We start from the raw sequence: 16,801 nt of genomic DNA, 5'->3' as shown, positions 1-16,801 counted from the left end.
ACCGCTAATTCACCTTTGAGGCGTCGGTGTGGCCGGGGCGGAAGGAGTCATACAGGAGCCCCGCCACCCCCGCAACGATCCACACGTCGGCGAGATTGAACACGTACCAGGAGAAGCTCCCGACGTGGAAATAGACGAAATCGACCACGGCGCCGTAGGCGACGCGGTCGATCAGGTTGCCGATCGCCCCGCCGACGATCAGCGCCAGACTGGCGGCGACGAGGCGGCGATTCGTCCTGAGCATCCACACCGACAGCACCACGGCGGCCAGCACCGTGAAGCCGACCAACCCCCAGCGCCCGACCGGATCGTCCTGCTGGAACAGCCCGTAGGAGATGCCGCGGTTCCACACCAGCACGAGGTCGAGCACCGGCAGGAGCCCGATCGCGCCGCCGTCGGCGAGATCGGTGCCCTTCAGGATCCAGAGCTTGCTCGCCTGATCGACGACGAGTGCCGCCACCGTCACGGCGAGCGCCAGGGCGATCGGCGCGCGCGGCGCCTCCGCCCCGCTCATGCGGCCGACCGGGCGGCGTCGAAGGCGCGCACGGCCTCGGCGTCGCGCAGCGTCAGGTCCGGATAGTCCGGATCGGTGCCGACCTCGGGCAGGATCTTCCACGACCGCGCGCACTTGCGACCCTCGGCGAGCGCCGGGACCACGGCGACGTCGGCGACGTCGTCGAGGCGGAAGGCCCCGGGCGGCGCCGGCGCGTCGGACACCATGATCTGCGAGGTGATCGCGATCTCCGCGAGGTCGACGCCGTCGAGCGCGGCGCGCAGCTCGGGGTCGGCGACGTGGACGACCGGCGCCGCCTCCAGCGACGAGCCGATCCGCTTGGCCGCGCGCTCGACCTCGAGCGCGCCGGTGACCACCCGGCGCACGCGGCGGATCTTCGTCCACTTCTCCGCGAGCTCGTCGTCGCGCCAGCCGGCCGGGATGTCCGGGAACAGCTGCAGGTGCACCGACGAGGTCTCGCCCGGATGCCGGTCGAGCCAGGCCTCCTCCATGGTGAACGGCATCAGCGGCGCCATCCAGGTGACGAGGCAGCGATAGAGGTGGCGCACCACCTCGAGCGCGGCGCGCCGGCGCACCGAGCCGGCGGGGTCGCAGTAGAGCGCGTCCTTGCGGACGTCGAAGTAGAAGGCCGACAGCTCCACCGTCATGAACTGCGACAGCTGGGCGTGGATGCGCTTGTAGTCGAAGCCGCGGTAGCCGGCGCGCACGACCTCGTCGAGTTCGGCGAGCCGGTGCAGCATCAGCCGCTCGAGCTCGGGCATCTCGGCGACCGGCATCGACGAGCCGTCGTCGTGGGCGAGCGTGCCGAGCATCCAGCGCAGGGTGTTGCGGATCTTGCGGTAGGTGTCGGTGACGGTCTTCAGGATCTCCTTGCCGATGCGCTGGTCCTCGGCATAGTCGGTCGAGGCGACCCAGAGCCGGAGGATGTCGGCGCCCGACTGGGCGATCACGTCCTGCGGGAACACCTGATTGCCGAGCGACTTCGACATCTTCCGCCCGTCCTCGGCCATGGTGAAGCCGTGGGTGACGAGGACGTCGTAGGGCGCCCGGCCGCGGGTGCCGCAGCTCTCGAGCAGCGAGGAGTGGAACCAGCCGCGGTGCTGGTCCGAGCCCTCGAGATAGACGTCGGCCGGCCACTTCAGGTCGGGCCGCTGCTCCAGCACGAAGGCCTGGGTCGAGCCGGAATCGAACCAGACGTCGAGGATGTCCCGGACCTGCTCGTAGGACCCGACGTCGTCGACGAGGCCGCCGAGGAAGCGCTCGGCCGCGCCGTCGGCGAACCACGCGTCGGCGCCCTCGGCGCGGAAGGCCGCGTCGACGCGGGCGACGTAGTCGTCGTTGCGGGCGAAGTCCGCGCCGGGGATCAGCGCGCCGGTGTCCTTGTGGCGGAACACCGCGATCGGCACGCCCCAGGCGCGCTGACGCGACACCACCCAGTCCGGCCGGTTCGCGATCATGCCGGTGAGCCGGTTGCGGCCGGTCGGCGGGTAGAACTCCGTCGCCTCGATCGCCGCGAGGGCGCGGGTGCGCAGGGTGTCGCCCGGGCGGTCGATGGCGCGGTCCATGTGGATGAACCACTGCGGCGTGTTGCGGAAGATCACCGGCTTCTTGGAGCGCCAGGAATGCGGATACTGGTGCTTCAGCCGCCCGCGCGCGACCATGGCGCCGGCGGCGGCCAGCGCCTCGATCACCGCCTGGTTGGCGTCGCCCTTGTCGCCCTTGTCGGTGATGACGCGCCGGCCCTCGAAGCCGGGCGCCTCGCGGGTCAGGAAGCCGTCGTCGTCGACGGTGAACGGGATCGCGGTGTCGATGCCGCGCTCGGCGAGCGCGCGCGCGTTCGCGGTCCAGATCTCGAAGTCGTCGGTGCCGTGGCCGGGCGCGGTGTGCACGAAGCCCGTGCCGGTCTCGTCGGTGACGTGGTCGCCGTCGAGGAGGGGGACGGCGAACCCGTAGCCGCCGCCGAGGCCCTTCAGCGGATGGGCGCAGACGAGCCCGGCCAGGAGATCCGGCGAGACGTCGGCAAGGCGCGCGAAGGCGCCGACCTTGGCCGCCTTGAACACGCCCTCGGCGAGCGCGTCGGCCAGCACGTAGCGCTCGCCGATCTTCGCCCAGTTGTTCTCGGGCGCGTCGGTGACCTCGTAGAGACCGTAGCCGATCTTGTTCGAGTAGCTGATCGCGCGGTTGCCCGGCATGGTCCAGGGGGTGGTCGTCCAGATCACCACGGCCGCACCGGCGAGCGCCCCGTCACCCGTGGTGACCGGGAACTTCACGAAGATCGTGTCGCTCTGGTACTCCTCGTACTCGATCTCGGCTTCGGCGAGCGCGGTCTTCTCGACCACCGACCACATCACCGGCTTGGAGCCGCGGTAGAGCTGGCCGCTCACGGCGAACTTCAGCAGTTCCCTGGCGATGATCGCCTCGGCGGAGAAGGCCATGGTGGTGTAGGGGCGCGCGAAATCGCCCTCGACGCCGAGGCGGCGGAACTCCGCCGCCTGCACCCCGACCCAGTGCTCGGCATAGGCGCGGCACTCGGCGCGGAAGTCGTTGATCGGCACCTCGTCCTTGTTCTTGCCGTCGGCGCGGTAGCGCTCCTCGACCTTCCACTCGATCGGCAGGCCGTGGCAGTCCCAGCCGGGCACGTAGTTGCTGTCGTAACCCAGCATCTGGTGCGACCGGGTGACGATGTCCTTCAGCGTCTTGTTGAGCGCGTGGCCGATGTGCAGGTTGCCGTTGGCGTAGGGCGGGCCGTCGTGCAGCACGAACTTCGGACGGCCTGCGGCGCTCTCGCGGAGGCGGGCGTAGAGGTTCATGCCGTCCCAGCGCGCGATCAGCGCCGGCTCCTTCTGCGGCAGGCCGGCGCGCATCGGGAACTCGGTCACGGGCAGGTTCAGCGTCTCGGAATAGTCGCGGGCCGTCTCGGGCTGGCGGTCGGTCATCGGAAGGTCTCGTCCGGCGGAAGGGCGGTCGTGGAGCCGGCGGATGTCGCGTCGCCGGCACGGGTTCGGCATCCCGGACCCTCGGCGCGCGCCCGTGGTCAGGCGCGGACGGCGAGGGCCGGGCCGGTAATTCGGGCGATCGGGACACGCCGCGGGGCGGCGACCGGAGAAGTCGACATGGCGCGAGGTTCTAGCGGGATCCGCCGGGGAATTGAAGGGGGAAACCGCGCGGCCTCGCCGCCCCCGCCCTCAGGCGAAGTGGAGGGCGCGGTCGAGCGGGGTGAGCGGCGTGAGCGCGGCGAGCAGGGTGCGGGCCTCGGCGGCGTCGAGGTCCATCTGCGCGACCAGGGCGGCGACGCCGTCGAAGCGCATCTCCGGGCGGAGGTACGACACCGGCGTGACCGCGACGGTGCGGCCGTAAAGGTCGCCGGCGAAGTCGAACACGTAGGTCTCGAACACCGGTGCGCCGTTGTCGAAGGTCGGCCGGCGGCCGAAGCTGGCGACGCCGTGGCGGGTCTCGCCGTCGATCTCGATCAGCACGGCGTAGATGCCGTGGGCGAGCCGGGTCTCGGCGGGTAGGCGGACGTTGGCCGTGGGATAGCCGATGGTGCGGCCGCGCTTGTCGCCGTCGACCACGGTGCCCTCGAAGAACCAGCGGTAGCCGAGCAAGCCGGCGGCCTCGCCGACCGCCCCGTCCGCGATCAGGCCGCGGATCCGGCTCGACGACACCGCCGTGCCGCCCTCGTCGGCGAAGGGCTGCACGATCTCGACCGCGAAGCCCTCCAGCGCGCCGAGTTCGGCGAGCCGGTCCGGCGTGCCGCCGCGGCGGGCGCCGAAGTGGAAGTTCCAGCCGACCGCGACGCCGACGATGGCGAGCCGGCGCACCAGCACGTCGGCGACGAAGTCCTCGGCCGGCACGGCGGCGAGGGCGCGGTCGAAACCGAGGGTGACGAGGCCGTCGAAGCCGAGCGCCTCGGCGATCCGCGCCTTGACGTGCGGCGGGGTCAGCCGGAACACCTTCTCGTCGGGCTTGAAGACGTCGCGCGGGTGCGGCTCGAAGGTGAGCACCACGGCGGGCGCGCCGCGGCGGTCGGCCTCGGCGCGCGCCGCCTCCAGCACCGCCTGATGGCCGCGGTGCACGCCGTCGAAGTTGCCGATCGCGACGACCGCACCGGAAAGGACGGACGGCAGACCCGCGGCGCCGTCGGCGAGGGCGAGGTCGTGGACGAGGAAGGACGAGCCCGGCATGGATCCGATGCGACTGCGGCGGGGACGGCGGGTCCGGAGGGCCGGCCGTGTCCGGACGTCGCGTCCGGCGCGGCGGACCCTCGCACCGCACCCGCCCGGCCGTCAAGCCGGCCGGCGCAGGGGAGGGGGCGCCGTCACTCCCGCGCGATCGCCTCGATCTCGGCGCGGCGCGGCACCTTGACCATCGCCTCGCCCTCGAGGACGACGGCGGCGTCGACGCGGGCCTCGCAGTGCAGGCGGGCGCGGGCGCCCTTCTCGAGCAGTTCGACCACCTCGACCGACACGGCGATGACGTCGCCGATCCTGACCGGCGCCTTGAAGTTCAGCGTCTGCGACAGATAGACCGCGCCGGGACCGGGCAGGCGCATGCCGAGCACGGCCGAAATCAGGCTGGCGGTGTAGAGCCCGTGCGCGATGCGGCCGCCGAAGCGGGTGCGGGCGGCGAAATGCTCCGACAGGTGGATCGGATTGCGGTCGCCGGACAGCTGCGCGAAGCCGATGACGTCGGAATCCATCACGGTCTTGAGGTAGGTCTCGCGCATGCCGACCGCGAGGTCCTCGAAGCAGTACTGGGTGATCTCCGCGAAGGCCATCGTCTCGTCTCTCCGTCCAGCGCCCGCTCGCCGGCGCGCGCCAGGAATGGCGCCGGAGCCGGGCCCCGCGCAACCGACCAATTGGTCCATGCGACGAGATGAACGAGCGGTTTTCGCGACCCCGTTTCACGTCTTTCCGAGGGTCCCGCCGGATTAACCGACTTTTCAGGTCCTTACCGTAGTGTCGCAACTGAAGCGGGGCGTATCCGCCGGAAACGGACGGATGCGGCGCGACGAGAGATGACGGCTCAAAGTCAACGCGGCCGGAGGCGTGCCGCGCCTTGTTTGGAGTAGACGATGGCCCTGGACACTTCGATCCCGGTTCTCGTGGTCGACGACTACAAGACCATGATCCGAATCATCCGGAACCTGCTGAAGCAGCTGGGTTTCGAGGACGTGGACGAGGCCTCCGACGGCACCGAGGCCCTCGGCAAGATGCGCGAGCGCCGCTACGGGCTCGTCATCTCCGACTGGAACATGGAGCCCATGACCGGCTACGAGCTGCTGAAGCAGGTCCGTGCCGACACCAGCCTCGCCAAGACGCCCTTCATCATGGTGACCGCCGAGTCCAAGACGGAGAACGTCATCGCGGCGAAGAAGGCGGGCGTGAACAACTACATCGTCAAGCCGTTCAACGCGCAGACGCTGAAGGGCAAGATCGAGGCCGTGTTCGGCGACTGAGCCCGCCGGCCCCGGCGACCCAGCGATCGACGGCCCGCCGGGGGGAAACGGGGGCGTAGCCGGCGCGATCTCCGATCGCGCCGGAACGGAGGGAACTGCCTATCATGGCCGACATGACCGCCGAGCACATGGCTCGCGTGATCGACTACCTGCGCAACGACCGCAAGGGTGCGGAGATCTCGCTCGAGGACGTCATGCGCCTCGCCGAGGCCATGACCGACACGCTGCGCAGCTACATCCATCCGATCGACGTCAGCGTCTACGCCGAACTCGGCGAGATGGCCGGCATGATCGCTTCGATGAAGAAGGACATCGGCGACATCAAGCTGGCGGACATGCGCTACGACCGCATTCCCGCCGCCGGCCGCGAACTCGACGCCATCGTCGAGGCTACCGAGACCGCCACCAACGCCATCATGTCGGCGGCCGAGGAGATCATGGGCGCCGACCCGTCGGATCAGGACGCCTTCCAGGCGCTGGTCAACGACAAGGTGGTCGAGATCTTCGAGGCCTGCTCGTTCCAGGACATCACCGGCCAGCGCATCTCCAAGGTGGTGCAGACCCTGAACCACCTCGACACGCGCATCAGCCAGTTGGTGGAACGTCTGAAACTGGTGCCGAGCGACCAGCCGCCGGCACCCGACGAGGAGACCGCGGAGGAACGCCGCCGCCGCGAACTGATCCTGCACGGCCCCCAGCTCAAGGGCGAGGGCGTCAGCCAGGACGACATCGACGCGCTGCTGGCCTGACCGCGGCGCGCCGTCGACGGTGCGCCCGCCCGGGCGCCCGCCTCACCAGACGAGACGCGGCACCGCCGCCGTGATCTCCAGCCCCTCGATCGCGAGCCGCTTGGCGACCGCCGCCGGATCCGGCGCGTCGGCCGGCCCGAAGTCGGCGGCGTGGATGCCGGCCGTCACCATCAGAACCGGCAAGCCCTGGCCCCAGGCACCCTTGACGTCGGTCGGCAGCGCGTCGCCGATCGCCAGCACGTCGTGGTGGGCGATCGGCTCGCCGGCGATCTCGGCCACCGTCTCGAGGGCGATGTCGTAGACCGGCTTGTGCGGCTTGCCGAACATCACCGTCTCCCCGCCCATATCGTCGTAGAGTTGGGCGATCGCGCCGGCGCAGTAGATCAGCCGGTCGCCGCGCTCGACCACGATGTCCGGGTTGGCGCAGAACATCCGCAGTCCGCGCGCGAGGCAGCGGCCGAGCAGGGCGCGATAGTCCTCGGCGGTCTCGGTGTCGTCGTCGAAGAGGCCCGTGCAGACGACGAGTTCGGCCTCCTCCTCGCCGACGAGGTCGAGCTTCAGGCCCTCGAACAGCGGCAGGTCGCGCGGCGGGCCGAGGTGCAGCACCCGGACCGCGCCCTCGCGCTTCAGATGGCCGCGGCAGGCGTCGCCCGAGGTGACGATGCAGTCGTAGGCGTCGCGCGGGATCCCGAACCGGGCCAGGATCGCCTCGACCTCGTACGCCGGGCGCGGCGCGTTGGTGAGCAGCACCACCGGCCGGCCGTCGGCGCGGAAGCGGCGGAGCGCCTCGCCCGCCTCGCCATAGCCGACGACGCCGTTGTGGAGCACGCCCCAGACGTCGCAGACGACGGCGCGGTAGCGATCGGCGAGGACGGAGAGGCCGGGAACGAGCGTGACTGTCTTCATGATCGCCGACGGGTAGAATGCGCGCGGCTTCGGGTCAAGCCGGGGTCGCCGCGGACGCGGCTGGGGGAAGCGCTGCGCCGCCCGTTCCGCCGCCGCCTCGAATCCGGCATGATCCGCGGCCAGCCTCCAACCGGGGTCGCAATGGCAGTCCGTCAGCTTTCCGAGTCCACGATCAACCGCATCGCCGCCGGCGAGGTGATCGAGCGTCCCGCCAGCGTCGTCAAGGAGCTGGTGGAGAACGCGCTCGACGCCGGCGCGCGCCGGATCGAGGTCGTGACCGCGGGCGGCGGCAAGACGCTGATCCGCGTCGCCGACGACGGCGCCGGCATGACGCGGCCCGATCTCGAACTCGCGGTCGAGCGCCACTGCACCTCGAAGCTGCGCGAGGATGACCTCCTCGACATCCGCACCCTCGGCTTTCGCGGCGAGGCGCTGCCCTCGATCGGCTCGGTCGCCGAACTCGCGATCGAGACGCGCCACGCCGACGAGCCGCACGGCTGGGGCCTGACCGTCTCCGGCGGCGCCAAGGACGGCCCGCGGCCGGTCGCGCTCGCCGCCGGCACCCGCGTCGAGGTCCGAAACCTGTTCTTCGCGACGCCGGCGCGGCTGAAGTTCCTGAAGACCGACCGCGCCGAGGCCGGCGCCGCCACCGAGATCGTCAAGCGCCTCGCGCTCGCCCACCCGGCGGTGCGCTTCGAGATCGCCGGCGCCGACCGCGCGCCGCTCGATTATCCGGCGGTCCGGAACGGCGATCCGGCGGTGCGGATCGGTCAGGTGATGGGGCGGGAGTTCGCCGAGAACGCCATCCCGATCGAGGCGGTGCGCGAGGGCGTGCGCCTCTCCGGCCTCGCCGGTCTCGGCACCTTCCAGAAGGCCAACTCGCTGGCGCAGTATCTCTTCGTCAACGGCCGGCCGGTGCAGGACAAGCTGCTGCTCGGCGCCGTCCGCGCCGGCTACGCCGACGTGATGGCGCGCGACCGCTATCCCGCCGTGGCGCTCTACCTCGAGATCGACCCGCACGAGGTCGACGTCAATGTCCACCCGACCAAGGCCGACGTCCGCTTCCGCGATCCCGGCCTCGTGCGCGGCCTGATCGTCGGCGCGCTGCGGCAGGCCCACGCGCTCGCCGGCCACCGCGCCTCGTCGACCCACGGCGCCGCCACGCTCGACGCCCTCGCCGAGGCGATCGCCGCCGATCCGCCGCCGGTCGCCTCCGGCGCGCGCCGGCCGGGATCGGCGCTGTCGTGGTCGTCGCGGCCGGCCGCCGCCTTCGACTGGCGCTCGGCGCCGGAACGGCCGCTGCCGACCGAGGTGCGCCCAGCCGGCTTCGCCAACCCGGTGCAGCCGCGCTTCGACGCTGTCGCCGGCGCCGTCTCGGCCGACGCCCGCGCCGATGCCGCCGAACCCTCGCCCGACCGGCTCGCCCGTCCGCTCGGCGCTCCGCGCGCCCAGGTCCACGAGACCTACATCGTCGCCCAGACCACCGACGGCCTCGTCATCGTCGACCAGCACGCCGCCCACGAGCGGCTGGTCTACGAGCGGCTGAAGGCGCAGATGGCGGCGGGCGTGACGACGCAGATGCTGCTGATCCCCGAGGTCGTCGACATGGCCGAGGAGGACGTCGACCGCCTGCTCGCCCGCGCCGACGAACTCGCCGCCCTCGGCCTCGTGGTCGAGTCGTTCGGCCCCGGCGCCGTCGCCGTGCGCGAAGTGCCGGCGCTGCTCGGCCGGATCGACGCCGCCGCGCTGGTGCGCGACCTCGCCGACGACCTCGCCGAATGGGATCAGGCGACCCGGCTCGCCGAGCGGCTCGACCACGTCGCCGCCACCATGGCCTGCCACGGCTCGGTGCGCGCCGGCCGGCGTCTGCGCGTCGAGGAGATGGACGCGCTCTTGCGCGAGATGGAGGCGACGCCGTCGTCCGGCCAGTGCAACCACGGCCGGCCGACCTTCGTAGAGTTGAAGCTGGGGGACATCGAGCGGCTGTTCGGACGGCGCTGAGGCGGGGCGAGCGCCGGGCGCCGCCGGTCGCGAGGGGAGGGCCGGGGCTGCGTCGGGTGCCCGGCCCGGTGGGGGAGACGACGGGGGAGGGGGGCGACGGCATCGTGACGACGCCGACCGCGCACGAAGGAGGCGACGCCCGCCGGCGCCGGCGGGCCCCGGTCGCGACCTATCTGGTCGCGCTCGCCGTGCTGGCGCTGTCCGTCTACATGGCCGACGCCATCCGCGGCGCCGACGACGTCCGGCGCACCGCGCTGCTCGGGCAGGCCGCCAGCCGGCTGGAATCCCGCATCCGCGAGCACGTCAACCTGCTGCGCGCCGCCGCCGGCTTCTTCGACGCCGCCGGCGGCAAGGTCGACCGCGACGCACTGCGGCGCTTCCTCGGTGCCGTCGACGTCGAGCACCGCATCCCCGGCATCCAGGGCGTCGGTTTCGCGATGGCGGTGCCCGCCGCCGATCCGGCGGCGGCGACCGCGCGGCTCGCGGCGAACTACGGCCGGCACGTCGAGCCCTGGCCGGCGACGGACCAGGAGATGCGCTTCCCGATCGTACTGCTCGAGCCTCAGGACGGCCGCAACGCCGCGGCGCTCGGCTTCGACATGTGGAGCGAGCCGGTCCGCCGCAAGGCGATGGCGGAGGCCTGGAGCGCCAACGAGGCGCGGGCCTCGGGGCCGGTGCACCTCGTCCAGGAGATCGACGCCCGCCGCCAGACCGGTTTCCTGATCTACGTGCCGGTGTTCGCCCGCCCGGCGGCGGGCGTCGCCGGCCGCGGGCCGATCCTCGGCTTCGTCTACGCCCCCTTCCGGGCCGGCGACCTGATGCGGCGCGCCCAGGACCGCGTGTCGCCGATCGCCCTCCTGATGCGCCTGCGCGACGGCCGTACCGGCGGGGTGATGTTCGCCAATGCCCCGGACGAGGCCTTCCGCGGCGCCTACGTCCGCAGCATCGACGTCGCCGGCCGCGCCCTCCACCTGTCGCTCGCGGTCGCACCCGGCGGGGCGAGCGAGGCGTTCGATCCCGCGGCGGTGGTGCTGGCGATGGGCTTCGGCCTCGCCGCGCTCGTACTGTGGTCGGGCCGCGCCCAGGCGCGCGAACTCGCCGCCGCGGCGGCCCTGTCGGAGACGGAACGGCGGGCGGCGGCCGAGAAGGACCTCGTGCTCCAGGAGATGCGCCATCGCCTCAAGAACGCGATCGGCCGGATCCAGTCGATCGCGCGGCTGACCGGCCGGGCGGCGCCGGACCTGCCGGCCTTCCTCGACGCCTTCGGCGGCCGGCTGCAGGCGATGGCCGCGGCGCAGGACCTCCTGGTCGCCTCGCACCGCGACCACACCTCGCTGGCCGAACTGGTCGGCAGCGAACTCGGGCAGGTCGGCGCGGCGGCGGGCGAGCGCGTCGAGACGTCCGGTCCCGACGTCGACCTCGACGACGACCGCGCCTACGCCGTCGGCCTCGTGCTGCACGAACTCGCCACCAACGCGCTGAAATACGGCGCGCTCTCCGGCGACGGCCATCTCGCGGTGACCTGGACGGCGGAGGGCGGGCGGATCCGTCTGGTCTGGTCCGAGCGCGACATCGTGCTGCCGGAGACGCCCATCCGGGCCGGCTTCGGCACGCGGCTGATCGACGCGCTGGTGACCGGCCAGCTCTCGGGGACCTGGACGCGGACCGCCGAGGACGGCCGGCTCGTGGTGGAGATCGACTTCCGCGCCACCGCCGGAGCGGCGTGACCGCGGTAGGTCGACGCTATTCGTCCTCGCCGAAGCGGCTGCCGACGAGCTCGACGATCGCGGCCATGGCGGCCTCGGCTTCGGGGCCGGAGCAGGCGACCGTGATGCTGCAGCCGATGCCGGCGCCGAGCATCATCAGGCCCATGATCGAGGTGCCGGACACGCTCTGACCGTCGCGCGAGACGGTGACCTCGGCGTCGAAGCGGTCGACCAGCTGGACGAACTTGGCCGAGGCACGGGCGTGCAGGCCCTTGCGGTTGACGATCGGAAGGTCCGCGACGAGCGCGCCGGTCGTGTCGGTCATTGTCCGGAGAGCACCTGGCTCGCGACGCTGATGTACTTGCGGCCGGCGTCGCGGGCGTCGGTGACCGCGGCGGCCAGCGGCTTGTCGATGCGCACGCTGGCGAGCTTGACCAGCATCGGAAGGTTCACGCCGGCGATCACCTCGATTTCGCCACTGTCCATCACCGATATGGCGAGGTTGGACGGCGTGCCGCCGAACATGTCGGTCAGGACGACGACGCCCTGGCCCTCGTCGACACGGCCCACCGCGGCGATGATGTCGTGCCGCCGCTGTTCCATGTCGTCCTCGGGGCCGATGCAGATCGTCTCCAGGTTGGACTGCGGACCCACGACGTGCTCGAGCGCGGCGCGGAATTCGTCCGCGAGACGCCCGTGGGTCACGAGAACCAAGCCTATCATTCTGTCCGTCCGTCTCCCCCAAGAGACCCGTGCCGGGTGCGGGACCACGGTCGGGCGTCCGGCCGCCGGCCGGAACGGACGCCCATCTTCACCAGTCGCGTTGCGAGCGCAAGAGCTTTTCGGTTCCGTGCTGCAATGCGGTTTCGCGTTGCGGTCGGCGCGGGTCGGGCGAAATCGCGGCCTCCACCAGCGGAACTGCCACCGCGAGGCTCCGCGCCGGCACCGGCTGGCGCGCCAGCGCGACCCCGAGGATCGCGGTGGCGAAGGCATCGGGCTCGGGCATCCGCTCCACCGTCTCGACGAGGTCGACGACCAGCCGGACGACGCAGGCGGGCTCGTGGTCCCGCGCCTCGATGCCGCGGCCGCGCCGCTCGACCAGACCGGCGATCGTCGCCGGCGCCCGGGCGACGAGCCGGCCGCCGTGCACCGCGAGGATCACCCGGTCGTCGGCGACGAGCGCGCCGAGCCGGCCACGCTGCCGCGCTCGCTCGATCAGCGCGAGGGCGAGGGCGCTCTTGCCGGAGCCCGAGGGGCCGCGGATCAGGATGCCGACGTCGCCGATCAGGATCGCGCCGGCGTGGACCGTCGGTTCGAGGGCCGGCGGCGCGCTCACGATTCGGCCGGCAGCGAGACGATGAAGCGCGCGCCGGTGACCCGGTCGGGATCGGACGCGTCGTCGCGGCGGTTGTCGGCGGCGATCGTGCCCTGGTGCGCCTCGACGATCTGGCGCGAGATCGACAGGCCGAGGCCGGAGTTGTTGCCGAAGCCCTCGCCCTCCGGACGGTCGGTGTAGAAGCGCTCGAAGATGCGTTCGATCTTCTCGGCGCGGATGCCGGGCCCGTCGTCGTCGACCACGATCTCGACCCGCCGGCCCGACCGGCGCGCGGTGACGCGGACGGTGCCGCCGGCCGGGGAGAACGACTTGGCGTTGTCGATCAGGTTGTCGAACACCTGACCGAGCCGGCTGTCGTGGCCGAGCACCAGGAGCGGCGCCTTGTCCTTGCCGGGCCGGACGGTCAGCGCCACGTCGATGCCGGCGTGCCGGCTCGATTCGCGCGCGATCGCGACGACGCCCTGGAGCAGCTTGCCGACGTCCACCGGCACCGCGTCCTCGCGGGCGAGTTCGGCGTCGAGGCGGGAGGCGTCGGAGATGTCGGTGATCAGCCGGTCGAGCCGCTTGACGTCGTGCTGGATGATCTCGAGCAGGCGTTCCCGGCTGCGCTCGTTGCGGGCGAGCGGCAGTGTCTCGACGGCGCTGCGCAGCGAGGTCAGCGGGTTCTTGAGTTCGTGGGAGACGTCGGCGGCGAAGCTCTCGATCGCGTCCATGCGATTGTAGAGCGCGTTGGTCATGTCGCGGAAGGCGCGGGCGAGGTGGCCGATCTCGTCCTCGCGCTCGAAGGCCGGGATCTCCTCGCGCTGCTTGACGCCGCGGCGGACCCGGTCGGCCGCAGCCGCGAGCCGGCGCAGCGGTGCGGCGATGGTGCCGGCGAGCAGGATCGACAGCACCGCCGTCACGCCGGCGGCGACCAGGAACACGCGCACGATGGCGAGGCGCTCGGCGGTGACGATGTCGTCGATGTCGCCGCCCTGGGTCGAGAGCAGCAGGCTGCCGAGGATGACGCGGTAGCGCTGGATCGGCACCGCCACCGACACGATCAGCTCGCCGCGGTCGTTGACGCGCACCACGCTCGCCGGCGAGCCGTCGAGCGCGTTGGCGACCTCGGGATATTCCTTGCCGTTGGAGCCGCCGAGCTCCTGGTAGACCGGATAGTCCGAGCGGCGCAGCCAGAACACCGCGCCGTCCCACCAGCGCCGCCACAGCGGCGGCTCGGCCGGCTCGGGTGGCGGCAGATCGAAGCGCAGCACCTGGCCGCGCGAGTAGAGGAAGCGCGAATCGAGGATCAGCACGCCGTCGCGGTCGTAGATCCGCGCCCGCGTCCGCGTCGGCGAGATCAGCCGCCGGAGGATCGGGGCGACGCGCTCGGGATTGATCGGGAAGTCGAGCGATTCGAGGTCGTCGGTCGGCGAGAGCGACTGGCCCGCCTGCAGGCGCAGCAGCTTCTCCGGGTCGATGGTGATCGAGTTGGTCTCGACGGTCGCCGAGGCGGCGATGGCGCCGGCGATGATCTCGCCCTGGGTCGACAGGCTCTCGACCCGGGCGTCGGTCAGGCCGGCGCGGAACTGGTTGAGGTAGAGGATGCCCGACACCAGCGCGATCAGCCCGGCGAGGTTCAGCACCAGGATGCGCCGGGTCAGGCTGGAGAAGGCGGTGCCGCCGACGAGCCGGGCGAAGCGCGTCACGAAGAATCGCCGCGCCCGCGCCCTCGCGGCGGAACGCTTGCGCTCGGGCGCGGGGCGGGCCTCGGTCTCTGCGGTCATGGGATCGCGGGGGTGCGGCCGGCCTGTGGCCGGGCGGCCCTCAGGTCTCCTTGAAACGGTAGCCGACGCCGTAGAGCGTCTCGATCATGTCGAAGTCGTCGTCGATCGCCTTGAACTTCTTGCGCAGCCGCTTGATGTGGCTGTCGATGGTGCGGTCGTCGACGTAGACCTGATCGTCGTAGGCGGCGTCCATCAGCGCGTTGCGGCTCTTGACCACGCCGGGGCGCTGGGCGAGCGCGAACAGGATCAGGAACTCGGTCACGGTCAGCGTGACGTTCTGGCCGTTCCAGGTGCAGGTGTGGCGCTCCTGGTCCATGACGAGGGCGCCGCGCTCGATCGTCTTGGCGGCGTCGGTCGGCTTCGGCGCGGTGGCGTCGCGCGGGGCGGCACGGCGGAGCACGGCGCGCACGCGCTCGACCAGCAGGCGCTGGCTGAACGGCTTCCGGATGAAGTCGTCGGCGCCCATCTTCAGGCCGAACAGCTCGTCGATCTCGTCGTCCTTGGAGGTGAGGAAGATCACCGGCATGTCGGTGCGCTGGCGCAGCCGGCGCAGGAGCTCCATGCCGTCCATGCGCGGCATCTTGATGTCGAGGATCGCCATGTCCGGCGGGGACTGGGCGAGACCGTCCAGGGCCGACGCGCCGTCGGTGTAGGTGTCGACGCGGTAGCCCTCCGCCTCCAGTGCGATCGACACCGAGGTCAGGATGTTACGGTCGTCGTCGACGAGCGCGATGGTCGGCATGAGAACTCCTTGTCCCACGGGCGATTCCGCCCGGTCGTCGGCGGCGATCATACACCCGCCTCCGTCGTTTCCGCCGACAAATGAGCGAAAAATATGGCGGCGGCCGTCGTCAGGCGGTCCCGGCGGCCTTCTCGAGCCGGCGCACCGCCGCCCGGCTCGCGACCGCGAAGCGCGGCAGCAGCAGCGCGTTGGAGGCGATGATGCCCGCGCCCATGCCGACGAACAATCCGACCGCGCCGCCGTCGAGGTGGAAGCCGGCGAGCCAGGCCACCGGCACCGCGACGAACCAGAACGCCGCCGCCTGCAGCAGCGTCGGCATCCAGACGTCGCCGAGGCCGCGCAGCGCCCCCATGGCGACGCCCATGGTGGAGTCGAGCGCGAGCAGCCAACCGGCGATCCCGAGCGTCCGCGTCGCGATCGCGAGCGCGGCGGGATCGGCGGTGACGAGGCCGGCCACCGCTCCGGGCGCCGCCGCCACCACGACGCCGCAGAGGCCGGACAGGAGCCCGCCGAGGCCGATCGCGCTCCAGCCGGCGCGGGCGAGTGCGCGCGGATGGCGGCGTCCGACCGCGTTGCCGACCCGGATCGAGGCCGCGCCGCCGACGCCGACCGCGTTCATGTAGACCAGGGCCATCACCGTCATGGTGGTCTGGTGGGCGGCGAGCGCGGCGGTGCCGATCAGGCCGGCCATGAACACCAGCGCCGCGAAGGCCGCGCTCTCGACGCCCTGGCCCAGCCCCATCGGCAGGCCGAGGCGACGGATCGTGCGTCCGGTCTCGCCGCCCGCGGCGACGAAGCAGCGGACCCACGCCGAAAGCGGGGCGCGGATGCCGTAGCGGCCGCCGTTGCGGCCCTCGTCGGCGAGGAGCACGGCGAGCGCCGCGGCGAAGGCGCCCCAGCGCACCACCGACGACGTCGCCATCGCGGTCGCCGCGCCGCCGGTCTCGACCAGCCCGCCCCAGCCGAGCACCAGCACGCCGTCGAGGACGACGTTGACGAGGTTGGCGCCGAGGATGATCACCATGCCGACCCGCGGCCGCTCGGTCGCCTCCAGGATCATGTTGGCGGTGATGAACAGGAGCTGGCCGGGCATGCCCCAGGCGAACTGGCGCGCCACCGCCGCCGCGACCGCCGCGACGTCGGGCGCCTGACCGGTCGCCACGAAGAAGTCCTCGGCGAACAGCGACAGCGCCGCAGCGCCGATGCCGAGCAGCAGTGCGTTGACGAAGCCGGCGCGCAGGATGTCGCCGATCGCGCCCGGACGGCCGGCGCCGATCGACTGGGCGGCGAGCACCACCGTCGCCTGCATCGCGCCGAGCGTGACCAGCAGAACCACGAGCAGCGGTGCGACGCCGAGCCCGAGGCCGGCGAGCTCCAGGCCGCCGACGCGGCCCGTCACCACCGTGTCGGCGGTGAACAGCACGACGAGACCCGCGCGCGACAGGATGATGGGCCAGGCCAGCGACGCCGTCCTGAGGACGTGCCAAGCCGCGGATCCGCCCTCGGCGTCCGCCGGCACGTTCGGTCTCTGAATGGTCAACGCGGCTCCACTCCCCGCCTGTCCGCACTCGTCCGGAGGCTCCGTGTTCCGGGGTGACGGTTCGGCGGGCGCGACTATAGTCT

Annotated in this window: 15 protein-coding genes; 4 read left to right on the top strand and 11 right to left on the bottom strand. The window is 72.1% G+C overall.

Going from position 1 to position 16,801, the window contains the following annotated elements; translation table 11 throughout:
- Nucleotides 1-4: 4 nt before the first annotated feature.
- The 4 genes from lspA to EDD54_RS16990 form a co-directional block, all read right to left on the bottom strand.
- On the bottom strand, nucleotides 5-514 hold the full coding sequence (gene lspA, locus EDD54_RS17005; protein WP_126538416.1) for a signal peptidase II: 510 nt from the start codon (nucleotides 512-514) through the stop codon (nucleotides 5-7).
- Nucleotides 511-3,450 (bottom strand): isoleucine--tRNA ligase, encoded by a 2,940-nt coding sequence (gene ileS, locus EDD54_RS17000; RefSeq protein ID WP_126538414.1) that lies wholly within the window; start codon nucleotides 3,448-3,450, stop codon nucleotides 511-513. The genes lspA and ileS overlap by 4 nt, the downstream gene beginning before the upstream one ends.
- Before the next feature lie 249 nt (nucleotides 3,451-3,699).
- Nucleotides 3,700-4,698 (bottom strand): bifunctional riboflavin kinase/FAD synthetase, encoded by a 999-nt coding sequence (locus tag EDD54_RS16995; RefSeq protein WP_126538412.1) that lies wholly within the window; start codon nucleotides 4,696-4,698, stop codon nucleotides 3,700-3,702.
- Between the two features lie 134 nt (nucleotides 4,699-4,832).
- On the bottom strand, nucleotides 4,833-5,291 hold the full coding sequence (locus EDD54_RS16990; protein ID WP_126538410.1) for a MaoC family dehydratase: 459 nt from the start codon (nucleotides 5,289-5,291) through the stop codon (nucleotides 4,833-4,835).
- 297 nt (nucleotides 5,292-5,588) lie between these two features.
- On the opposite strand from EDD54_RS16990, the gene EDD54_RS16985 reads away from it, so the two are divergent.
- Together EDD54_RS16985 and EDD54_RS16980 are read left to right on the top strand one after the other, a co-directional pair.
- Nucleotides 5,589-5,972 (top strand): response regulator, encoded by a 384-nt coding sequence (locus EDD54_RS16985; protein WP_126538408.1) that lies wholly within the window; start codon nucleotides 5,589-5,591, stop codon nucleotides 5,970-5,972.
- Between the two features lie 104 nt (nucleotides 5,973-6,076).
- On the top strand, nucleotides 6,077-6,721 hold the full coding sequence (locus tag EDD54_RS16980; protein ID WP_207620375.1) for a protein phosphatase CheZ: 645 nt from the start codon (nucleotides 6,077-6,079) through the stop codon (nucleotides 6,719-6,721).
- Nucleotides 6,722-6,763: 42 nt separating this feature from the next.
- Here the strand turns inward: EDD54_RS16980 and EDD54_RS16975 are convergent, their stop codons facing one another.
- Nucleotides 6,764-7,627: a TIGR01459 family HAD-type hydrolase gene (locus EDD54_RS16975; RefSeq protein ID WP_126538406.1), complete on the bottom strand. Its 864-nt coding sequence runs from the start codon at nucleotides 7,625-7,627 to the stop codon at nucleotides 6,764-6,766.
- Between the two features lie 141 nt (nucleotides 7,628-7,768).
- On the opposite strand from EDD54_RS16975, the gene mutL reads away from it, so the two are divergent.
- Nucleotides 7,769-9,628 carry a DNA mismatch repair endonuclease MutL gene (mutL, locus tag EDD54_RS16970; RefSeq protein WP_126538404.1) on the top strand — a complete coding sequence of 620 codons (1,860 nt, stop codon included), beginning with the start codon at nucleotides 7,769-7,771 and terminating at the stop codon, nucleotides 9,626-9,628.
- 104 nt (nucleotides 9,629-9,732) lie between these two features.
- Nucleotides 9,733-11,355, top strand: coding sequence for a CHASE domain-containing protein (locus tag EDD54_RS16965; protein WP_126538402.1), 1,623 nt, complete (start codon nucleotides 9,733-9,735; stop codon nucleotides 11,353-11,355).
- Between the two features lie 16 nt (nucleotides 11,356-11,371).
- Here the strand turns inward: EDD54_RS16965 and EDD54_RS16960 are convergent, their stop codons facing one another.
- The 6 genes from EDD54_RS16960 to EDD54_RS16935 form a co-directional block, all read right to left on the bottom strand.
- Nucleotides 11,372-11,659 carry an HPr family phosphocarrier protein gene (locus EDD54_RS16960; RefSeq protein WP_126538400.1) on the bottom strand — a complete coding sequence of 96 codons (288 nt, stop codon included), beginning with the start codon at nucleotides 11,657-11,659 and terminating at the stop codon, nucleotides 11,372-11,374.
- Complete coding sequence (locus EDD54_RS16955; RefSeq protein ID WP_126538398.1) at nucleotides 11,656-12,057, bottom strand: PTS sugar transporter subunit IIA; 402 nt, start codon at nucleotides 12,055-12,057, stop codon at nucleotides 11,656-11,658. Before EDD54_RS16955 ends, EDD54_RS16960 begins: the two co-directional genes overlap by 4 nt.
- Nucleotides 12,058-12,145: 88 nt before the next feature.
- On the bottom strand, nucleotides 12,146-12,670 hold the full coding sequence (locus EDD54_RS16950) for an HPr kinase/phosphorylase (RefSeq protein ID WP_126538396.1): 525 nt from the start codon (nucleotides 12,668-12,670) through the stop codon (nucleotides 12,146-12,148).
- Nucleotides 12,667-14,436: a sensor histidine kinase gene (locus tag EDD54_RS16945; RefSeq protein WP_126538394.1), complete on the bottom strand. Its 1,770-nt coding sequence runs from the start codon at nucleotides 14,434-14,436 to the stop codon at nucleotides 12,667-12,669. Before EDD54_RS16945 ends, EDD54_RS16950 begins: the two co-directional genes overlap by 4 nt.
- A 40-nt stretch (nucleotides 14,437-14,476) precedes the next feature.
- Complete coding sequence (locus EDD54_RS16940; RefSeq protein WP_126538392.1) at nucleotides 14,477-15,178, bottom strand: response regulator transcription factor; 702 nt, start codon at nucleotides 15,176-15,178, stop codon at nucleotides 14,477-14,479.
- A 109-nt stretch (nucleotides 15,179-15,287) separates the two neighbouring features.
- On the bottom strand, nucleotides 15,288-16,718 hold the full coding sequence (locus EDD54_RS16935) for an MATE family efflux transporter (protein ID WP_165644498.1): 1,431 nt from the start codon (nucleotides 16,716-16,718) through the stop codon (nucleotides 15,288-15,290).
- Nucleotides 16,719-16,801: the final 83 nt, after the last annotated feature.

It is taken from the genome of Oharaeibacter diazotrophicus, assembly GCF_004362745.1.
Lineage (GTDB): Bacteria > Pseudomonadota > Alphaproteobacteria > Rhizobiales > Pleomorphomonadaceae > Oharaeibacter > Oharaeibacter diazotrophicus.
The sequence above is the reverse complement of the archived record's forward strand: the minus strand, read 5'-3'. Positions and strand labels throughout refer to the sequence as shown.